Here is a 20922-nt window from a genome sequence, read left to right as displayed (position 1 = left end):
ATAAAATTGACTATCAATACCTTGTGCTAATTAATCCAATCCTGTACCAAATAAGCAAATCATTAAATTGGCCGAATCCACACCCCTAATATAAGTTGATTTAGTAAGCGTAGATATAGTTAAAATATGCGCCAATTATTTATATAAATGGCTATTCTCCTAAGAATGTACATAAGGTTCGAATTTGAAGCAGGATTAATAGTTATAAACCCCTTTAATCACTATTTCCTGGTGATGCCATATCCATAAATGGTGATCTAAGCAAATAACCAACCCGTTGACTTTTAACACCATCAAATTCTGTAAGACCATACTTTATCTCTTCAGGAGTTTTTTTGTGCCAGGTGCCAAATATCCTGTCCCAAAAGGTGAAAATGTCTCCATAATGGCTGTCGGTAAGATACTGTTCGTTTGAATGGTGAATTTTATGCCAGCCCGGAGTAGAAAATATATATCGGCCATATCTTTCTATCCAATTTGGAAATTTGAGGTTGGCGTGTTGAATAATGACAAATACCAGCCCCAGGGTGCTATAGAGAATAAATGAAGTCATCGAGACGCCAAATACTACGATCGCAATGCAAACATAGATTCCTTGAGAATAGATCACCTCTAATGGATGAAATCGTAGGGATGACGAGGTATTGAGACCTGGATCGGAATGATGTACCCTGTGAATACGCCAAAGGAAGGGGACCCTATGTAACAAATGATGGTTGAGGTAGCTGCCAAAGTCTAAGAGCAGGATGCTCCCCAAAATTTCGATTGGTGCGGGTAAAAAAATTTGATTATATAACCCTAATTGATGATCTGATGTATAGATTACTGTGGATATAACCGCTATTCCAACTAAACCATTCACTACAATGGATATTATGGTCAGGATAAAATTGTGGATATCGTGTTGCTTTTTGTTGGCTGGTTTTGCCAGATATGGGATAAGATTTTCAATGCTGTAGAATGTAATCAACAACCCAAATAATATGATGGGTTGAAGATCAGCTAATGTTTGTATCATAAACTATAGTTTGAGTGTTTAAAAAAAAAGAATCATTTTTTTTGGGAAGACCATAAGCCCTGGTTTTTAATCATTTTATTATTGTGATAGGGTCGATACCGGTCAAAAAACTTGAATCATGATCATCTTGCTGTTTAGGAGGGGGACAAATTAATAACTTTAGAATTTCAGCCTTCATGCCTGTCAGAGTCTCTGCGCAAAAATCAACCTTATGCGAAGACGGTAGGCCTGAAGCAGCAAGTAAATATTTTTTTTCAGGCTTAAACAATCGCCAGGGAGTATCATTTTTCATGACCGTTATGTGTACTGGTACTTGTGATTGAGTGAGTGTCAACTCGGGATATAAAAAACACCCCATGGTGACTGCATCAAATGGTATAAATCCTGATTTGGAATTTAAAAATATAGACCAGAGATTTTGCCAACTTTTTAGTTGCTGATAGACCCATTGATCACCTGGATACGTGCTTGTTTTGAGCGGTAGTATGTCCTCAGCTGACAGATAGATATTTTCAGCAGCCTCATAACCTGCTAAAATCACAGGCACACCAGTGTTTATTACTACCTGAGCTGCAGCATCGTCATGATCAAAATTACAATCACAGACAGAAACCTTCCCGGAACCAGGCTTAAAATGTGTATTCGGAGATCTTCCACCACACCAGATGATTTTTATGATGTTGGATTTTAATTCAGAATGTGCTATTAATAGATGGGAGATATTAGTCAAGGGGCCTAGCGCAATAATGGTCATTTTTTCATGGCTCAATGCCTCCGCCATTGACCTGACTGCTTGATTTTCAGTCTCTGAATCGTCTGAATTCCGGGCGCCTTTACAAACAGGGATTTTTATAGGTGAGTCATGATACCATTGAATTAGTCGCATGCAGATCTTATATCCATAATCAGTGTTCCCTACCAGGCTGATACCCCGGATATCAACCTTTGGAGATTTTAACGCCATGATAAGTGCTATGCCGTCATCGACATCTTTATTTAATTTACCAATTCCTATATCTGTGTCAATCCAAATTGGATCGGGTTGACTCTGAAATTCCATGCCAACGCTGGCTATTAAAATACATTGTATGAAGAGTATTTGTGTAAAATTCATAGTTAATAATTAGATGTTTTTTATTCAAACCCGGGTGACCATAATTTTCAATTAAAAAAAGAATAGATCCGCATAAGTTGCTATCTGTCGACTGAACCAAAAGTTCATTTCATATATTGAGACAGAACCCAACGAAAAAGTTCGAAATCAGCTAAAAATATTATTTCAAAGAATTGTACAAATGAATCTGGGAGACTGTCTGACCAAGACGCGACAAGACAAATACCGTAGTTTCAGGACATCGGTCGGGAAACTCTACTGAGTTGATATTACGTGCCTCCAATACGGTAATGTTTTCACTGGATACTACATTCAAAGCCCCAAAGGTGGTGCCATACGACAGGTCATCGGCTATCTCTTGTTCAACATTCATTCGTCCAAAATTTATTTTACCGCCGGCTATAATTTTCAAATCTTTAGTCAAATGGTTGATAAAAGTATTCCTGGCTTGCTGGGAATGATGTAGATTACCAAAATATTCTTTGTAGAAACCATTCCATTCTTCACCAAGTAATAAGGGCCTTTCATTGATATGATCCTCTATGTTCCAGTATTCATACATTTTGTATTTAGCTTGATTTAACCGGCTGCGGACAGTGCCAATCGGGATTGATAATATTTTGGAGATCTCTTCATAAGACTGACAGTCTGTATAATATCTCAACAACATGGTACTGCGTAAGTCCTCGGGTAATTTAGCAAGTACATCGAATATTTGTGTCTGTTGGGTACAAACATTCAACTTCTTTTCAAATTCATTTTCCCACCAGGAGTCACTGATAGAGGCAATGGGAATGTTTTTCGTAAAGTGCCGATTAATTTTGTGGGATCTATAACAACTGTGAATACAAATTTTTTTAATCCAGGGTAGAAAAGTTGAAGGATCTTTTAATTGGGTCAATTTTAAATACGCTATCAACAATGCATCCTGGACTGCATCTTTAGCTTCAGGAGTATTGCCACAGATATGCAGGGCCATATTGAGTAAATGAGGATGTACATATTTGAAAATATAATTCCAGGCTGATTGATCTCCAGCTTTTGATGCCTTCACCCAGTATTCAAGACTAGATTTATCCATCTTTTGTGCCTGAAATAATGATCAGGAAGCTATGAAATTAATTAATATTTATGAAATCTTTCCGCATGACCTAAGAAAGAGTGTGGGACAAATTGCACTTTTAATTTGATGGTCTCCCTTCAGGGATGGGGTAAAAGCATAGAATTCAGTGCAATTTGTCCTACACCCCCTAGGAAAGAATAGTTGGTGAGTTTATTTTATGATCTGAGTATTCCTTTGATCTCATGTAGTTTCATCAGACTTTCTATCGGACTCAACCGATCCAGATCTGTTTCTTCCAACATCCTGATCACTGCCTGGGCTCGAGGGTCTGCACTTTCAAATATGTTGAGCTGTAGATTGGCTGGGATTGATTTTACTTTTTGCCCCAGGTTGTGCTGATCAGCTGCTTCTATTGATTTTTGTTCAAGATGTTTTAATATATCCTGCGCCCGAAGGACGATACTCGAAGGCATGCCTGCCATACGGGCTACATGGATCCCAAAACTGTGTCTGACTCCACCTGCTCTTAAGAGTCGAAGGAAGATGACCTTGTTGCCTATTTCTTTGGTGGCTACATGAAAGTTTTTGATGCGGCTATGTTTATCGGCCAATTCGTTGAGTTCGTGATAGTGAGTAGCAAACAATGTCTTGGGGGCTCCCGGGTCGTGATCATGCAGGTGCTCGGCGATGGCCCAGGCAATGGACAAGCCGTCATAAGTGCTCGTGCCACGACCAATTTCATCCAATAAGATCAGGCTTCTGGCAGAAGTATTATTGAGTATAAGCGCAGTTTCGTTCATCTCTACCATAAAGGTGGATTCACCACTTGATATATTGTCTGAAGCTCCCACCCGTGTAAAAATTTTATCTATCAAGCCAAGTGAAGCGGCTTCTGCCGGAACAAAGCTGCCCATCTGTGCCATGAGGCAGATGAGTGCTGTCTGACGAAGGATGGCTGACTTTCCGGACATATTCGGCCCGGTGATCATCAGGATCTGTTGGGTTTCATTGTCCAGGTAAAGATCATTGGGTATATATTGTTCCCCGGGTTTTAGATTTTTTTCGATGACCGGGTGCCGGCCCTGTTTGATCTCTATGCTGAATCCTTCATGGATAGTAGCCCGATGATATTTGTTTTGCACCGCGATCTTAGCAAAAGACAATAAACAATCTATCCTGGCGATCAAGGCAGCATTGTGTTGGATGGGTTGCACAAATTCTTTGATCTGTATCACCAACTCCCTGAATAATTTTTCTTCGAGGTCATTGATTTTTTCTTCGGCCCCAAGTATCTGACCTTCCAGCTTTTTGAGATCGTCCGTGAGAAATCTTTCTGCATTGGCCAGGGTTTGTTTTCTAATCCATTCGGGAGGTACCTGGTCTTTGTATTTATTAGTGACTTCCAAATAGTACCCAAAGACACTGTTAAATCCGATTTTAACCGGTATACCAGTGCGCTCTGATTCCTTTTGTTGCAGTTGGATCAATAGTGTTTGAGCATTTTGCACCACAAATCGGTGAGTGTCCAGGTCTCCATTAGCTCCATCCTTAAATATGCCGCCTTTATTGGCAAAAGCCGGTGCGTCTTCATGAAGCTGGTTTTCAATGACCTGGTAGATAGCATCGCAAGGTAGCATCGCTACACTAAGTTGTGTCAGTTCACTATGATCGGTCTGGACCAGGATACTTTTAAGTCGCGGTAGCGCTGACAGAGCTCTTTTGAGTTGTACTGTTTCACGAGGTGTGATCCGATCCATGGAGGCCTTATTGATGAGTCGCTCAAGATCTCCAAACTGGACAAGAGTAGTATCCAAAGATTCAAACAGGTCATGATGCAGCACCAGGTATTCAACCACCGCAGCACGTTTATTGATTTTCACTGGATCGATCAGAGGCAATATAACCCATTTGTACATCAATCGTGAGCCCATGGGAGTGACCGTATGATCCAAAACCTGAATGAAGGATTTGCCCTGGTCCCGATTATTGTCCAGCAATTCGAGGTTTTGAATAGTGAATCTATCAAGCCAAATATACTCTTGCTCCGGGATCCGCTGAATGTTCTGAATATGTTCGATTTGGTGTTCTGTATTCTTTAAATAGTGAATGGCAGCTCCTGCGGCGACCTGGCAAAGCAACATTTCTTCAATTCCAAAACCCTTCAAACTATGTACATCAAATTTGGCCAAAAGTTGCTCCCTGGCAAAATCGTACTGGACAATCCAGTCATCAATGTTATACGTATAAAATTTGTTACCAAACTTAGAATCAAATATTTTCTTTGTATTCTTTGCAAGGATGACTTCAGCCGGGTTAAAACTCTGCAACAATTTGTCCATATATCCCATATCACCCTCTGCTACCAAAAACTCTCCGGTAGATATATCGATCAGCGCTATACCCAAAAGGTCTTTTGCTCCAAAATGGACGCAGGCAAGGAAATTATTCTTCTTGACATCCAGCATTTGATCCCCGGTGATGATCCCAGGAGTGATCATCTCTGTCACTGCCCGACGGACTATCCTGCCTGGAACCGGCTTTTCCATTTGATCACAGACAGCGACACGGTATCCTGCTTTGACAAGTTTAGGCAGATATATATTAAGTGAATGGTGTGGAAATCCAGCCAATTCTATGGCACTTGACCCATTATTGCGTTTTGTCTGTACGATGCCCAGCACCCTTGCTGCTGTGATGGCATCTTCTCCAAAGGTCTCATAGAAGTCACCTACTCTAAACAGGAGGATGGCATCAGGATATTTGCTTTTGATTTGGGCATATTGGCCCATCAGGGGAGTCGCCTGGGCATCATCCCCCCCTTGTGGGAACTTATTTTTTCCTGATTTAGCCAAAAAGGTTGATTTTTTTTTTCAAAGGTATTTAGACTCCAACGAATAGAAGAATTCTATTGCAATGAAGGTAAAAATTCTAAATTATTTCGAGATTATTTAAGGATTTAATATATCATAAATATCTGACATTTATTTATTTATATGTGTAAAATTACTATATAAATAAAACATTAACTTACTGAATATTTTATATATAAAATATTATTCTGAACGACCCAATGGTATGAAAGTTAAAATAGTACCACTTTTGACACTCTACTGCTTGAAAGGAATGGCGACGGTCGTGATGCCAAGTTTTTGCTCCATCCAAATCTGGGCTACAGATCTTGATAGAGCTTCTAAAATCCTATATCTAAAATATTAAAGGCCTTTCAGTGTAAAGCCCTTAATATTTTATAAAACCAATAAAAATCAGTCCCTCAAAAGATTAAAGTCATTCTTATCATTGTTTTTTAGCTTCAACTTAGCTGAAATATTTTATTATGGAGGTAGATCTGAAGCGATTGGCCCTCGAATTGGATGGCATTGATTCACTCATGTTAGATTCAGAATTTTCTTTCAAGCATTTGTTGAAGGCTGCACATCCTTTTAACAAAAAGACGGCCAAAAACCTGTTGCATTATCTTATTCTTAGAAGTCTGGATATCAGAGAATTACAAGATAGATTGCATACGGGTGGGCTCTCATCCATGGCTAGTTCTGAGAGCCATATCCGGGGCCAGTTAGTGGCTATTACTCAAAGACTAGATGAGAAAAAATTAACTCCCAAAGGAGTATTCAATTATAAAACAGGGAAAAAATCCTTAGCTGATAGGTCATCAGGTCTTTTTGGTTCTAAAAAAACTGACACAATTCCTTATATCATGATCACTCTTGATCGTGATGCAGCCCGAGAGTACGCCAAAGTCAAAAACTTGATTCAATCAGGTATGAACATCGCCAGAATCAATTGTGCCCATGATGATGAAAATATATGGCTACAGATGATCCTGCATATCAAACGAGCTGTGAAGGCCACTGGTTTAAGCTGTAAAATTTATATGGATTTGGCTGGTCCAAAAATCAGGACAATTTTAAAAAATAAATCCCATTTGAAGGTTTTTGAAGGTAAAAGTTTTTACATGACTGATGCCCAACACTTAAAGGATGATCCGAAGTTATTGGGATGCTCTGTAGCGGGCATTTCTGATCAAATACATAAGGGGGAGAAGGTATTATTCGATGATGGCCTTATCGAGGCGATTGTTCAAAATATAGAAGGTGCTATCATCAAGCTTAAAGTGATACGTATTTCTTCAAAAAAACCATTTATAAAAAATGAAAAAGGTATAAATTTCCCTGAAAGTCACCTGACTATACCTGCCATTAGTGAATATGACTTACAATGCCTTCCATTTATTCTAAAACATGCTGATTTGGTTGGCTATTCTTTTGTAAAAAATGAAAAAGATGTGCTTCAATTACAGGAAATGCTAGATACTCACAAGGATTTATCGCTCATTTTAAAAATTGAAACCCTTGAAGCAGTAAATAATCTACCTGACCTGCTATTTGCCGGCATGCGGAATAAAAATTTCGGAGTAATGATAGCCAGAGGAGATCTGGCCATAGAAATAGGTTTTGAAAGAATGAGTGAGATCCAGGAAGAAATACTCTGGATTTGCGAAGCAGCGCACGTACCCGTCATTTGGGCCACACAAGTTTTAGAAACACTCAATAAATCAGGACTGGCTACCAGATCTGAAATCACGGATGCAGCACACGCAGCCATGGCAGATTGTGTGATGATCAATAAAGGAAACCATATCCTTCAAACCATAGAGACGCTTCAAGATATTTTACAGCGTAGCGGAGGCCATCACGTAAAAAAACGATTTACCTTCCGACCATTGACCATAGCCTCCAACTTTGTCTCGTCAAAAACCTCCTTTTCTAACCTCCAGAATCCAAGTCTCCCTATATCTTGCTAATTACTAATTGCCTCCCGAGACTTCGGGATGCCTATTGCCTATTCCCTGTACCCCAATCATCAATCCTTAAATCCAGGAAATCATGATACTTATTCGCTTCACGGATCAATTTCTTTTGCATAGCCTTCAGCTTTCTTTTTTCACTTAAAACAAGGTTTTGGGTCTCATAAGGATCCACTTTCAGATTGAATAACTGATGAGTAGCGATGCCACCTACCTGGTATCGGATATATTTCCAATTGTCTTCTGTGCGTACCGCCCGCTGAATGTCACGATAAGCGAAGTATACATTTTTGCGTCCGTTTTTATGAGGATGTTGAAAATAATTAAAGAGACTTTCGCTGGAGAGATTGGGCTTCTTGCGATGAAGAATATCCAGCACTGTAGGAAAAACATCTGACAAATAACATAGTTGATCTATTCGTAAACCCTGAGGAAGGGCAGGGTGCGAAAAAATAAGCGGTACACGCATACTGTGATCATATAGATTTTGTTTGCCCAAAAGTCCATGACTGCCTACAGCCAAACCATTATCGCCGGCAAACACAATCAAAGTATTTTCAAATTGACCATTTTCTTGTAAAGATTTTATAATCCTTCCAATTTGATCATCAAGTTCTGATATCATCCCATAATACAAAGCCAACTCTCGTTTTACCATTTCTTCACTCATCGGCCTGGGCAATAATACTTCATCACGGACGGAGAGTTCACCATTGTCAAATGGGTGTTGAGGTAAAAAGTTTGCAGGCAAAGAGATATTTCGCCAATTATACATTTCCCTATATTTTAAAGGAGGTGTGCGTGGATCATGAGGGGAGGTAAATGCTACATAACAAAGAAATGGCTCCTGCGAGTCTTTTTTACTTTTCAGAAAATCAATGGCTGCATCAGCATAAAACTCTGATGAAAACTTATCTGCTTTTTGATTGGGTGTATCGTACTTTCCTGAAGGATCATAATTTCTATATTGCGGATGTTCCTGACCACCATCTATTTGAAAATGCATACCGCCAAAATATATCGCAGCTCCATTTTGAAAAGCTCTGTTAAATGCAACTTTGTCGTTATGCCATTTACCGATACCATAAGTCTTATAACCTAGAGTCTGTAAGTATTCAGGTAGCATGATGTGCTCAGGAGGTATACTATCTCCACTTTTTTTAAGTTCGTGAAGATATTTGGCAGTATGGAGCATAGCTCTGCTCGGAGCACAGAGTGCACCATGCATACCACCCATAGTATGCGCCCTGGTCATCGACACACCATGTTGCACCAAAAAATCCAGATTGGGGGTTTGTATCTCATTGTTTCCCAATGCATGAATCGTATTATATCTTTGATCATCGGAAAACAAAATCAATACATTTTTCGGGACCGCCTGAGCAATTAACCCTTGCGTTAATATTGAAAATACCAGGATCCTTAAGTGATGATTTGCCATGCTAAAAATGAATAAGGTATTAGCACTAAAGCTAGTTAATTCAATTTAATACTTCAAGTCTTGCTTCATCAATTAATTTCTAAAACAAATAGCTGCAAATTACCTGATCTTTGCATACAATGGTAAAGTTGATAGAGTGTCCCAGAGACGCTATGCAGGGCATTAAAGAGTTTATTCCTACGCAGATGAAGGTTGACTACATCAATCAACTGCTCAAGGTAGGTTTTGATACCATAGATTTTGGAAGTTTTGTATCTCCAAAAGCTATTCCTCAAATGGCCGATACTCATGAGGTAATTCAATCTTTAAACACGCTGGATACTAAATCTAAATTACTGGCAATAGTAGCTAATAGAAGGGGAGCAATAGAAGCATGTGAGTATGCTCCAATTCAATACCTGGGATACCCATTTTCTATCTCAGAGACTTTCCAGCTGCGCAATACCAATAGTACGATTGCGGAAGCATTGGAGACCGTCAAAGAGATCCAGGAGATCTGTTCCTCAAAAAATAAGAAATTAGTCATCTATGTTTCTATGGGTTTTGGCAATCCTTATGGTGACCCTTGGAATGTTCATATCGCTCAAAAATGGGTAGATGAACTGGCTGAGTTTGGTATTCGAATTATTTCTCTGTCCGATACGATAGGGGTGTCTACTCCAGAATCAATTCATTATTTATTTTCCAATCTTATTCCTCCTTATCCTGATGTGGAATTTGGAGCTCATTTGCACACCACGCCCAAAACATGGCGTGAAAAGGTACAGGCTGCCTGGCGAGGTGGCTGCAAAAGATTTGATGGTGCGATGAAGGGCATGGGCGGCTGCCCGATGGCCAAAGACGAACTTACAGGCAATATGCCGACAGAACAAATGATCAGTTTTTTTGACGAAATCGATGCAGGTCTTGATATTGATTGGAAAGAACTCAGCAGATCTATGATGATGGCGGATACTTTATTTCAAATCCACTGAGTTTTATGTTTTTGGATAAAATTATTTTCCAAAGCATAGAAATCATCAAATAATTTTCCTGATAGCTCCCCACGTTTTCCTTCTCCAATCAGGCACTCATCAATACCAACCACCGGCATGACTTGTTTAGTGGTACTGGTGAGAAATATTTCTTTACAGGTCAATGCTTCTTTCAAACTGATTTCTCTTTCTTCAACAGGCATTTCTTTTGCCAGCTCCAGAATGTATTTTCTGGTGATACCAGGGAGTATATTTTTATTTGGTGTAACTAGTTTTTCATCCTGAGTTATAAAAAATATATTTGCTCTGGAGGTTTCCGATATCAATCCATCTTTGACATATAACACATCATCAAACTGCCCTGCTGTAACTTCATTCCAGTGCATCATCGGTATGAGATAGTTCAAAGTCTTTACGGTGGGCGTCTCTCTGACATAATCTAAAGTTTTCAACCGCATGGTTTTGACCTTATCATATTCTGAATAAATTTCAAAACTTAATTTTCCTGCTAAAATCATCAAGCCGGGGTCGCCATCCATTGTAAATCCATTTGAAGATACACCTCCGGTGAGCACCATTTTAAAGGTGCCATCGACCATTTCATTTTTTTTAATTAATTGATAGATGACTTCTTTTAACTCAGTTCTACTATATGCTATTGTCAAATGAAGTAATCTTGCCGAATTAAAAAATCGATCGATATGATCATCCATAAAGACAGGCACTCCTGCATGTACTTTAAAAAAATCAAATGCGCCATATCCCCTGAGCAATCCCAGGTCAAATACCGAGATAGTGGCTTCAGCCTGATGGACGATTTTATTCAGAATGAAATGGTATTGCATGACTATATATTATGAGGGATAGACAGATTTTTTAATTCTTCAAGATACAAATGCAAAGCTAAGGCAGCTGCTGCTTTTAAATGGTTTTCCTGCTGTTTTCCTTTTAAAATTTCTTCCAGATGAAGTTCTAAAAAATTAACCCCATAATGTCCGGCTACTATATCCGGATGATCCAGCAGCTGCAGCCCAAATGGAATGGAAGTAGATATACCTTCTATATCAAAAGCATTTAGTGCCCCTTTTAATCTCTGGATGGCATCAGGTCGATCTACCCCCCAACAAATCAATTTTGCAATCAGCGGGTCATAGAGCACCGGAACATTTTTATTTTGCTCATACCCTGAGTCTATCCTTACATGGGCTTGAACCGGTGTAGTGTAATGCGTAATGTGTCCTGAAGAAGGAGCGAAATTTTGCAAAGGATCTTCCGCATTTATCCTCCATTGGATGGCATGCCCTGAAACATGAATGTCTTCTTGTTTTATATGCAATGGCATTCTCGAAGCTACTTCGAGTTGCATATCGACCAGGTCCAGACCAGTGACCATCTCTGACACAGTATGCTCTACCTGAAGCCGGGTATTCATTTCAAGGAAAAAATAATTACCCTTTTGATCTACCATAAACTCGACTGTCCCGGTACTGTAATAGCCACAGGATTTAGCCAGATTCACAGCATCCTGGCTCATCGATTGTCGCAGGGTATCTGGCAAGAAATTGGCCGGCGATTCTTCCATTAGTTTTTGGTGTCGCCGTTGTAAGCTACATTCTCTCTCCGGAAGGAATAGGACATTGCCTTGTTGATCACCAATGATTTGTATTTCTATATGCCGGGGTGAGTGAATGTATTGTTCTAAAAATATAATATCGTTGCCAAAAGAAGCTTGAGCTTCAGCTTTCGCTCTATCCAATGAATCACTGAGGTCTTCGGCATTATGGATCACTCTCATGCCTTTTCCTCCACCACCTGCTGCTGCTTTAACCATCACAGGATACCCAATTTTGTCGGCTTGTTCTAAAGCCTCTTCTATTCCATTGATACCTGCTATGATTCCCCGCACCATGGGTATGCCAAGCTCAGCAGCGGTTTGTTTAGCAGATATTTTATCTCCTAAATGCCTCATGGCATTTGCCGATGGACCTACAAACACGATCCCAGTTTTTTCAACAGCCTCGGCAAAGGCCGCCGACTCACTCAAAAATCCATACCCTGGATGAATAAAATCCACTTTTGCATGAATAGCTATATCTATGACCTTTTCAATATGGAGATAGGTCTGACTGGCAGGACCTGGCCCAAGAGCATATACCTCATCTGCAAAATCCAGATGCAGGCTGTTTTGATCAGCTTCTGAATACACTGCCACGCAGGTCCAACCCTTTTTTTTAGCGGTCTTAAAGATCCGTATGGCTATCTCACCTCTGTTGGCAACTAATAATTTTGGCATCAAAACCTCAAAATACGATAACTTTCAAAAATTATGAATTCCTATCCCGCTTCGCCTATTTTTTCGCCATCCAATGAGGATATTGAGTCATCACACCTTTTTCATTTTTTACAATGGGTCAATAAAAAATATCTGCTCGAATTGGAGGACTATGATGCCTTGTGGAGATGGTCTGTAGAACATAAAGAGGCTTTTTGGTCGGATCTCCTTCATTATTTTAAGGTCAGCTATCAAGGTGCTTATTTAAATGTTACTAATTCTGATGCAATGCCCGGAGTTAGGTGGTTTGATGGGATCACTTTAAATTATGCGGAGCATCTGCTGCGGAATAAACTTCCCGATGACATAGCCCTCATAGCGTGTGATGAGTCTGCGACTCCCAGATATGTGTATTGGAAGGATGTGGAAAGTCAAGCAGCGACATTACAAAAATGGTTATTGTCAAAAAAATTGGCAATGGGAGATAGGGTAGTGGCTTATTTGCCCAATATCCCAGAAGCTACTATCAGCCTGCTTTCAACGATCTCAACTGGCCTAGTATGGTCTTCCTGCTCCCCTGATTTTGGCAGTGCAAGTGTAATAAATCGCTTCAGACAGATAGAGCCAAAAGTTTTGATTGCAGTGGCAAAATATACGTATGGTGGTAAACAATTTAATAGAATACAAGAGTTAAAAGACATTATCCAGTCAATACCCTCTTTGGAAGTGGTGGTTCTCGTCAATGGAGATCAAGGCATGCAGCATGATTTTTCAAGTGATTTGCCAGTATATACTTGGGAAAACATCATGGCGGATGATCGGGAGGAAAATCTTGAATTCAAACAAGTGCCGTTCAATCATCCCATGTGGATCCTTTACTCATCCGGTACAACCGGCTTGCCAAAAGCGATCACACACAGTCACGGCGGTATGTTACTTGAACACCTCAAGTATGTTCACTTTCACAATGATGTAAAATCACGGGAAGTATTTTTTTGGTACACTACAACAGGATGGATGATGTGGAATTACCTGCACGCCACCTGGCTGGCTGGGGCGGTCATCATCTTGTATGACGGTCATCCGACTTACCCGGATTCGGGACATTTATGGAGTCTGGCTGAGTCGCTGGGTATCAATCATTTTGGTACAAGTGCGCCTTTTATCCATGCTTGTATCAAAGATGAACTCAAACTCCCGGCACTGGAAAATCTGAGGAGTATCAACAGCACAGGCTCCCCCTTGAGTGCTGAAGCATATCAATGGCTGTATCATTCTGTATCACATGGTTTTTATCTATGGTCCATGAGCGGCGGGACAGACATGTGTACAGCCTTCGTAGGTGGATGTCCAATCAAACCTATTTATATCGGGGAGATTCAATGCAGAGCCTTGGGGTGTGACCTTAAAGTTTTTGATGACCATGGCCATGAATTATTCAATAAAGAAGGCGAGCTCGTCATAGTAAGTCCTATGCCTTGTATGCCGATATATTTTTGGAATGACCCTACTGGAGAAAAGTATAAAGCTTCGTATTTTGATTATTTTCCCGGCATCTGGCGACATGGCGATTGGATCACGCTCACTCCTCACCAGGGACTGATCATCAGCGGCCGATCAGACACTACTCTAAAACGATATGGAGTACGCATTGGAACAGCGGAGATCTATGCAGCAGTAGACCTTTTACCCAATATTGAAGATTCCCTTATTATTCATATTGACTCAGACCAGGGAGAACCGTTTATGCCTCTTTTTGTAAAACTTGCTGGTGGGGTAGCTTTAAATGAAGACTTAAGGACAACCATAAAAAAAACAATTCGCACCCATTGCTCTCCCCGACATGTGCCCGATGAAATTTATGCTGTAAAAGATATACCCTATACCCTGAGCGGTAAAAAAATGGAAGCTCCCATAAAAAGCTATTTAAAGGAATCACCCTGATTGAACTTATAGAAAAGGAATCACTGGCAGTATGAGAAATCCTGATGTTTTGCAAGAATATGAAATGCTTGCCTCCAAAAATTAGGTAATCAAAAAAAATATCCTACCCACACCCATAATCCTATGCGACTTCCCTACACAGGTATTTTGGGCGAAATACTCGGTTCCTTTGCGTCTTTGCGCGAATTACCCAGGCCCTTTGCGACTCTGCGTCTTTGTGCGAAATCCATCCGACTCACCCCAAATTCCTCAGAAAGCAATCCCTATACTCCCAATCAACCTCGATGGTGACTTGTCAAAACTATATTGATGCCCAAAAAACTCAATATGATCACCATATTTTGAAAAATTCCCTTCATGGCGTACATCTATATATAGTTTGCCTATCACCAACGCAGCATTTGCCTGGTAGCCATAAGTAAATTCTTTAAATTTCTGAGTATAACCTTGTATGTCAAACAGTTCTGAAGTACTGTTGAGGAAAAAATGCCCTACTGGGCCTAAGCCTAGTTGTAAAGGACCGAGTTTTACACCGACCAGTATCGGCACATCTACATATTGATAACTTTCCCTTTTGATGATTTCCAGTGGATCGGCAGTGACATCACTGATCTTATAATCTGCACTATTGGAGTTAAACATCACTTCTGGTTGGATGAATATGCCCGCTATTTTTACCTGGGTAAATATGCCTGCGTGCACCCCGTAATTGGCTTGTTTTAGCGATAGTTTAAAATCACTGAAATCTGATTGGCCGGGAATATTTAATGGAGTCGTCAACAAATTATTGCTGGAAGCTCCAAACTTCAATCCAACTCTCAATTGAGCGTGAATCTGAGTCGATACAGACACCCAAATGGCTAAGAACACGATTATTTTTTTCATCTTGCAGACTTGTTTTGATCTGATAACGATAAAATCGTGCCAATTATATTAAACAATTGTTTAATATGAATGGAATTAACCTCCAATTAATATCAGTGTTAACACAATTAAACTTATGATGAAATCCAAATCTTCTAAAGCACATCATTGGATTGCCACCTACGTAGGCAGTTATGTCGATGCTAGTCAATTACCTGCTGATCAAAGACCAACTGTAGCGGTCATCGGAAGATCCAATGTCGGAAAATCTTCTTTTATCAATGCATTGTGCAACCAAAAAGGGCTGGCAAGGATATCAGCCAACCCCGGCAAGACTCAGACACTTAATTATTATATAGTAGACCAGCAGTTTTACCTGGTTGATATGCCAGGCTATGGTTTTGCCAAAGTATCCAAAGAGTTGCGTGGCAAATGGACTGATATGACCAATAAATTTTTGTCCGGATGTGATAATCTCGTTAGTGTCATTATCCTGGTAGATGCCAACATCTCTCCCCAGGACTTAGACTTAGAATTTATCAACTGGTGTGGTGAGCAAGGTATCCCATTCGTCATCGTCAGGACCAAATGTGACAGGACCAAACCTCTTAAGTTGCAAGCCCTGGAAGACGAGTTTTCCCAAAAATTGCTAGAATCCTGGGAAGAACTGCCACCAATCCTAAGACACTCTGCTGTCAAACTGACAGGCAATCAGGAAGTTAGATCTCTGATCGAAGACATGTGTAAGTAATCCAGATTTCGATTAGCTTTACACTTTTACATGGAGTTACCTATCAAATCCCTACCACACGTAATAGAAAAGATCGATGACTGGCCTATACATCAGCTCTATGATCATAGACCCAAGCTCATAGAAGAGATTAATAAATCTGCGATCAACAGCCTTAAGACAAAATATGTAGGCAAATTGGACAAAGTACTCGCTCGGACGATTTACATGGAAAAGATCCGGATGAAAGAAGAGCCCTGGAGCGCTGATCCTCAAAACGAGCCCTTATTTTGGAAAAAAATCCAAAAATCGCTCCCTGACAACAATGCTGATGTACATGAAATCCAGGGTCGTAGTGAATATCTGTTAAAAAAGATCGTTGAACGGTATGCAGAAGAAGTAGCCGGCGGCTTTAAAACGAAAACATTCCTTTTTGCCAGAAGGTTTTTGTCCTTTTTTTTTCGAAGATTGCTCAATGCTGCCAATGCCAAAAACATTTTCTATATTTTTCGATCCAAATTCCAGATTCATGAGCGAATTAAATTGTTTGGGCCAATAGCAAAAATCAGAGAGCTCTCCAAAGATGGGGTCCTGGTTATAGTACCCACCCACTCATCAAATATGGACAGTATTATGATTGGGTATGCCTTGGACGAAATAGCTGGATTGCCGGCCTTTTCATATGGAGCAGGTCTCAATCTCTACAATTCAGAGTTAATGGGGTATTTTATGAATAGGCTGGGAGCGTATCGGGTAGATCGACGCAAAAAAAATCCGGTTTATCTTGAAGTGCTCAAGGCCATGTCCAATATCTCTCTTCAATGGGGTACCAACACGTTGTTTTTTCCGGGTGGTACCAGGTCACGGTCAGGCAGTCTGGAGACAAAGCTTAAGTTAGGCCTGCTTGGTACAGCAGTAGAGGCTCAACGAGAGATTTTGCGCTCTGGATCAAAGTTCAGGAAAATATATGTGGTACCCATGGTGCTCAATTATCATTGTGTCCTGGAAGCCAGATTTTTAATCGAACAACACCTCAGAGCCACCGGTAAAGATGCTTATATGGCAGGAGGCAGAGATGAGTTTAAAAGTATCAAAAATGTATTTGTCTTCCTGTACAGATTGTTGTCCAAAAGCTCCGAGATAGCACTTTCTTTTGGTGAACCGCTGGATGTCATAGGCAATAATGTAAACGATCAAGGTGAAAGCATCGATCCCAAAAATCATTTATTGAATCTCCAGGATTATTTTGGATCTGCAGACCAATCTGAGGAAAATGTACATCAGCGGGACAATGTGTACACCTCTATTCTAGCGGAGAAAATCGTTGAAAGTTATCATTGTCATAACATCGTATTCAGTACTAACCTGGTGTCCTATTGTACCTTCAAATATATGCAGGCCACACACCCTTTGTTAGATGTTTTTGCACTACTAAGGATGGATCCGTCGGAGATTGAAATTCCAATCGATGACATTTCCCTGAAACTAGGCGAAGTACAAGAACTGTTAATTTCTAAAGCCGCCGAAGGTCTGATAAGATTAGATGCTTCAGCCCTCCTGCCGCCAAAAGAGTGTATTGCAGATGCTATCAATAAATTAGGTGTCTTTCACTCCGTCAAACCTTTAAAATATACCAAAGCCGGTGATATTATAAGTGGTAGCCTCAAGATATTATACTTCTATCACAATAGGCTGGACAGTTATGAATTTCTGAGCGATCATTGGAAGTCGAAGACCATCCTTGCAGGTTCAATAAGCTAATCAATTACATTTGTCTATTGCATTGATTTATAATTAGTTGCACACAATAGAAGGTACTCCAAAGATCTTTAGGCTCAAAATTTTGTATGACCAATTAGCTATTAAAATTTGAAGATTAATCCTATTGATTAGCTCAAGTGTGAACTCAAAACCAAATAAAAAGTTAAAAAAAATCTAATTAATTGATTGATTTTCATCTTAGTTTATTACTTTTAGACCGAATTTTTACTTTTTACTGACCCAAAAAAAATTACACATGAAAAAGTTTTTACTTTTTTCTGCTTTATTTACTTTAAGCATTTTTTCAAAACTCACAGCACAATGTGTCCTAGTATGTAATGATCATGTTCATGCCAGCATGAATGCAGATGATTGTTACCGGGATTTTATAGCAGATGACTTTTTAGAAAATCCTGGAGATTGTGGATATGAAGTGGTCTTGTCTTATCCATTTCAGGTGGCACCATGCATACCACCAACCAGGGCAAATAGAGATCTGTTAGGTTATACTGTAGTCTATCAAGTAAAGGATCCAGCCACTAATAATAGCTGTTGGGGATATGTAACGATCGAAGACAAAACCGGTCCTCTCGTCCCCTGCAAAAGCACCACCATCAGTTGCTTCCAACTTGCTGCTATCAATCAGGTGACTGCAGAAGCAAAAGACAATTGCTCCGATGTAAGCAATGTCATCTCCAACATCACCTGGAAAGATTATGGATGCGATAGTGTAGGTATTTTAGGTCTGGCGATTCGCAATATTCAAACTAGTGATGCCTGGGGTAACGGAAATACTTGTACAGATACCCTGACCATAAGAAAAAATGTGCTGGATAGTGTATGTTGCGCCAGCATGATTAATTTGCCATGCAGGATGTATTGCCTCAATGGAACAAAACTATTTGCAACCGGTGGTAACCTGAACCCATCTTCAATATTAAATGTCAAATATTGGGATTTAGTAACTTTTTCTAAAGATCCCAAAAGCCCAAATTATCCATCACCAGAATTTTTGTTAAAATTGCAGGGCAAGGGAGATCCAATGGTTGAACTTGGAGCTTTTCCAGCGCGTTGGGGAGGCACCAAAGTTTTGTTTGATAATTTAATTCTTCCTAACCTGGTTTTTGGAAGTAATGAAAATTTCTGCATAAATCCGGATAGTCTGGTAGTGCCCTATTTGTCAGACTCCGTGCTGGATCTGCAAAAGACCCTGGTTCAAATTGAATTAAATGATGATGGTTTTGAAATAGTTAAAAAGCCAAATGAAGCATTTTGTACCATTATAAAGGACAAAACGCCAATGTATCCACAACTCGGTGGTGTTTGCAAGATCATAGTAAGTTATGTGGATAAGCCGCTGGACATCTGCGGAGCAGGATTTAAGATTCGACGGGAATGGCGTATCTATGACTGGTGTACCGGCGAAGAAAAAATCTGTGTTCAGTATATCACCATCGAAGACAAAGTTGATCCGAGTATAGTGGTTGCTGGTTCCCAGAATGTACCAGGCCCGATCACTCAAATTGTCACTGGTCTAAAAGACACTGTTGGTTATTTAAGATCAGTAGGACCTCACGACTGTTATGCCAATTTTAACATTAATCGAATGAATGTATGGGATTGTAGTGATGTAAAACAATCATATACTTTCGTCTACGCAGATCCAGGTCATCCTGGCAAAACAGTAGTGCTGACTAAAGATCTTGGCCCTACCGGAGCTCCGATCTCTTTGCCGGTAGGTATACATATTGGTAAAATGAGTCTTACGGATGCTTGTTATAATACCTGCAATTTCCCCTTGGTGGTTTTTGTGGAAGATATGACGCCGCCTACCCCTAATTGTATAGAGACCACTCAGGTGACGGTTGATCCCGCTACCTGTTGGGCCAGGGTATATGCCAAAGATCTTAACACTAGTAGTAAAGACAATTGTTGTGACAATCTGCATTATGCTGTTGCGGATATGGACTCTGTAGATTATTATAGAAAAGCGTATACTGATCATCTTAAACTCATCTGTGGCTGGGCCAATTATGAAAAGATGAAGACTTCTTTTGAATTTATTGTAGAGGAATACCTCAGCACCTATGTATTTAAGGATTATGTAGACCTGACCGAGTGTGGTGAAAGACAAGTGGTATTGAGGGTATTTGATAATTGTAAGACCGCTTTGTATGACCCCCATATCACCAAGCTAACAGAACATAAATGGTATATGGCCCAGATCTATGGCTATTACTTTACCTTTTACCATGTTTTTGATCCGAATAGTTTGTTATTGAAACAGTTGGAGAAAGTACTGGCCCCGGAAGCTTATGCACAACTTGACTCCTTCAAGGTCCACAATAAAACTGAAGCTGACTGCCAGCGGTTGGTTACCCTCAAAGTATTGTCTGTTTTCAGGCAGTTTGTTAGACAATTTGTACCTGGATTTTTACCATTGAATCCTTCCAATCCTAATTTAACGGTCATCATCGATTTGATAGAAGGTATCCAGGAAGAAGGTATCGGAAGTTTCTGTATACCAGAGTTTAAGATTTCGATTCCATTTGAGGGGGATGCTATCCAGACCTATCTTGAACAACATGTGGGTGAAGATATAACGGCAGCAGTGGCAGCCACAGGATTTGTGCCTTTTGCACTGGCGCTCTGCAAATCGATCTATAATGATTGTATGATCAATATTTTAGTGGATGACAAAACTCCACCTGTTTGCGAGACTCCGGAGGATATCTTCTGGTACTGTGATGGGGTAAGCAGCAAAAAGATAGAGATTATGAGTATGCTCGGGCCGCTTGTGATGATACTGGATATACATACGATGATGATAAAGACAATGCATTAGACTTTACCTGCCGTGATTTTTACGGCAAACCTTACAACAATATCGAATGTAAAAAAGAAAATGATAGTGAC

14 protein-coding genes are annotated in these 20922 nt (G+C 40.0%); 6 read left to right on the top strand and 8 right to left on the bottom strand.

Annotated features, from left to right (window positions below):
• Nucleotides 1-214 precede the first annotated feature (214 nt).
• From IPJ09_03950 to mutS, 4 genes are all read right to left on the bottom strand, one after another.
• A complete protein-coding gene (locus IPJ09_03950; protein ID MBK7370588.1) occupies nt 215-1018 on the bottom strand; it encodes a sterol desaturase family protein in 804 nt (267 codons plus the stop codon).
• Between the two features lie 70 nt (nt 1019-1088).
• On the bottom strand, nt 1089-2132 hold the full coding sequence (locus IPJ09_03945; protein MBK7370587.1) for a nucleoside hydrolase: 1044 nt from the start codon (nt 2130-2132) through the stop codon (nt 1089-1091).
• A 160-nt stretch (nt 2133-2292) separates the two neighbouring features.
• Entirely contained in the window at nt 2293-3213 is a 921-nt protein-coding gene (locus tag IPJ09_03940) for an RNA polymerase sigma factor (GenBank protein MBK7370586.1), read from the bottom strand.
• Nucleotides 3214-3410: 197 nt separating this feature from the next.
• Nucleotides 3411-5984: a DNA mismatch repair protein MutS gene (gene mutS, locus IPJ09_03935; GenBank protein MBK7370585.1), complete on the bottom strand. Its 2574-nt coding sequence runs from the start codon at nt 5982-5984 to the stop codon at nt 3411-3413.
• A 545-nt stretch (nt 5985-6529) separates the two neighbouring features.
• Between mutS and IPJ09_03930 the strand changes: the two genes are divergently transcribed.
• Nucleotides 6530-8017, top strand: a complete 1488-nt coding sequence (locus IPJ09_03930; GenBank protein MBK7370584.1) for a pyruvate kinase — start codon at nt 6530-6532, stop codon at nt 8015-8017.
• Between the two features lie 31 nt (nt 8018-8048).
• On the opposite strand, the gene IPJ09_03925 is transcribed toward IPJ09_03930, so the two are convergent.
• Nucleotides 8049-9461: a sulfatase-like hydrolase/transferase gene (locus IPJ09_03925; protein MBK7370583.1), complete on the bottom strand. Its 1413-nt coding sequence runs from the start codon at nt 9459-9461 to the stop codon at nt 8049-8051.
• A gap of 119 nt (nt 9462-9580) precedes the next feature.
• On the opposite strand from IPJ09_03925, the gene IPJ09_03920 reads away from it, so the two are divergent.
• Complete coding sequence (locus IPJ09_03920; GenBank protein MBK7370582.1) at nt 9581-10435, top strand: hydroxymethylglutaryl-CoA lyase; 855 nt, start codon at nt 9581-9583, stop codon at nt 10433-10435.
• Here IPJ09_03920 and IPJ09_03915 read toward each other — a convergent pair.
• Both IPJ09_03915 and IPJ09_03910 read right to left on the bottom strand, forming a co-directional pair.
• A complete protein-coding gene (locus tag IPJ09_03915; protein ID MBK7370581.1) occupies nt 10423-11280 on the bottom strand; it encodes an aminotransferase class IV in 858 nt (285 codons plus the stop codon). The two genes, IPJ09_03920 and IPJ09_03915, sit on opposite strands and share 13 nt — an antisense overlap.
• A gap of 2 nt (nt 11281-11282) precedes the next feature.
• Nucleotides 11283-12728, bottom strand: a complete 1446-nt coding sequence (locus tag IPJ09_03910; GenBank protein ID MBK7370580.1) for an ATP-grasp domain-containing protein — start codon at nt 12726-12728, stop codon at nt 11283-11285.
• Nucleotides 12729-12761: 33 nt separating this feature from the next.
• Here IPJ09_03910 and IPJ09_03905 point away from each other — a divergent pair, with 33 nt between their 5' ends.
• Entirely contained in the window at nt 12762-14651 is a 1890-nt protein-coding gene (locus tag IPJ09_03905; protein MBK7370579.1) for an acetoacetate--CoA ligase, read from the top strand.
• A gap of 249 nt (nt 14652-14900) precedes the next feature.
• On the opposite strand, the gene IPJ09_03900 is transcribed toward IPJ09_03905, so the two are convergent.
• The gene (locus tag IPJ09_03900) at nt 14901-15536 is read right to left on the bottom strand and encodes a hypothetical protein (GenBank protein ID MBK7370578.1); all 636 of its coding nucleotides are present in this window, start codon (nt 15534-15536) and stop codon (nt 14901-14903) included.
• 115 nt (nt 15537-15651) lie between these two features.
• Here IPJ09_03900 and IPJ09_03895 point away from each other — a divergent pair, with 115 nt between their 5' ends.
• The 3 genes from IPJ09_03895 to IPJ09_03885 all read left to right on the top strand — a co-directional run bounded on the left by IPJ09_03895 (nt 15652) and on the right by IPJ09_03885 (nt 20851).
• The gene (locus tag IPJ09_03895; protein MBK7370577.1) at nt 15652-16266 is read left to right on the top strand and encodes a YihA family ribosome biogenesis GTP-binding protein; all 615 of its coding nucleotides are present in this window, start codon (nt 15652-15654) and stop codon (nt 16264-16266) included.
• Between the two features lie 30 nt (nt 16267-16296).
• Entirely contained in the window at nt 16297-18006 is a 1710-nt protein-coding gene (locus IPJ09_03890; protein ID MBK7370576.1) for a 1-acyl-sn-glycerol-3-phosphate acyltransferase, read from the top strand.
• 256 nt (nt 18007-18262) lie between these two features.
• Nucleotides 18263-20851 (top strand): hypothetical protein, encoded by a 2589-nt coding sequence (locus tag IPJ09_03885; protein MBK7370575.1) that lies wholly within the window; start codon nt 18263-18265, stop codon nt 20849-20851.
• Nucleotides 20852-20922 lie beyond the last annotated feature (71 nt).

This window comes from Saprospiraceae bacterium (assembly GCA_016709995.1).
Classification (GTDB): domain Bacteria; phylum Bacteroidota; class Bacteroidia; order Chitinophagales; family Saprospiraceae; genus JADJLQ01.
The sequence above is the reverse complement of the archived record's forward strand: the minus strand, read 5'-3'. Positions and strand labels throughout refer to the sequence as shown.

What these genes read in the sequence shown, in the direction of transcription:
- IPJ09_03950 (MBK7370588.1), bottom strand. Translation starts at nt 1,018, where the DNA reads ATGATACAAACATTAGCTGATCTTCAACCCATCATATTATTTGGGTTG.
- IPJ09_03945 (MBK7370587.1), bottom strand. Translation starts at nt 2,132, where the DNA reads ATGAATTTTACACAAATACTCTTCATACAATGTATTTTAATAGCCAGC.
- IPJ09_03940 (MBK7370586.1), bottom strand. Translation starts at nt 3,213, where the DNA reads ATGGATAAATCTAGTCTTGAATACTGGGTGAAGGCATCAAAAGCTGGA.
- mutS (MBK7370585.1), bottom strand. Translation starts at nt 5,984, where the DNA reads ATGGGCCAATATGCCCAAATCAAAAGCAAATATCCTGATGCCATCCTC.
- IPJ09_03930 (MBK7370584.1), top strand. Translation starts at nt 6,530, where the DNA reads ATGGAGGTAGATCTGAAGCGATTGGCCCTCGAATTGGATGGCATTGAT.
- IPJ09_03925 (MBK7370583.1), bottom strand. Translation starts at nt 9,461, where the DNA reads ATGGCAAATCATCACTTAAGGATCCTGGTATTTTCAATATTAACGCAA.
- IPJ09_03920 (MBK7370582.1), top strand. Translation starts at nt 9,581, where the DNA reads ATGGTAAAGTTGATAGAGTGTCCCAGAGACGCTATGCAGGGCATTAAA.
- IPJ09_03915 (MBK7370581.1), bottom strand. Translation starts at nt 11,280, where the DNA reads ATGCAATACCATTTCATTCTGAATAAAATCGTCCATCAGGCTGAAGCC.
- IPJ09_03910 (MBK7370580.1), bottom strand. Translation starts at nt 12,728, where the DNA reads ATGCCAAAATTATTAGTTGCCAACAGAGGTGAGATAGCCATACGGATC.
- IPJ09_03905 (MBK7370579.1), top strand. Translation starts at nt 12,762, where the DNA reads ATGAATTCCTATCCCGCTTCGCCTATTTTTTCGCCATCCAATGAGGAT.
- IPJ09_03900 (MBK7370578.1), bottom strand. Translation starts at nt 15,536, where the DNA reads ATGAAAAAAATAATCGTGTTCTTAGCCATTTGGGTGTCTGTATCGACT.
- IPJ09_03895 (MBK7370577.1), top strand. Translation starts at nt 15,652, where the DNA reads ATGATGAAATCCAAATCTTCTAAAGCACATCATTGGATTGCCACCTAC.
- IPJ09_03890 (MBK7370576.1), top strand. Translation starts at nt 16,297, where the DNA reads ATGGAGTTACCTATCAAATCCCTACCACACGTAATAGAAAAGATCGAT.
- IPJ09_03885 (MBK7370575.1), top strand. Translation starts at nt 18,263, where the DNA reads ATGAAAAAGTTTTTACTTTTTTCTGCTTTATTTACTTTAAGCATTTTT.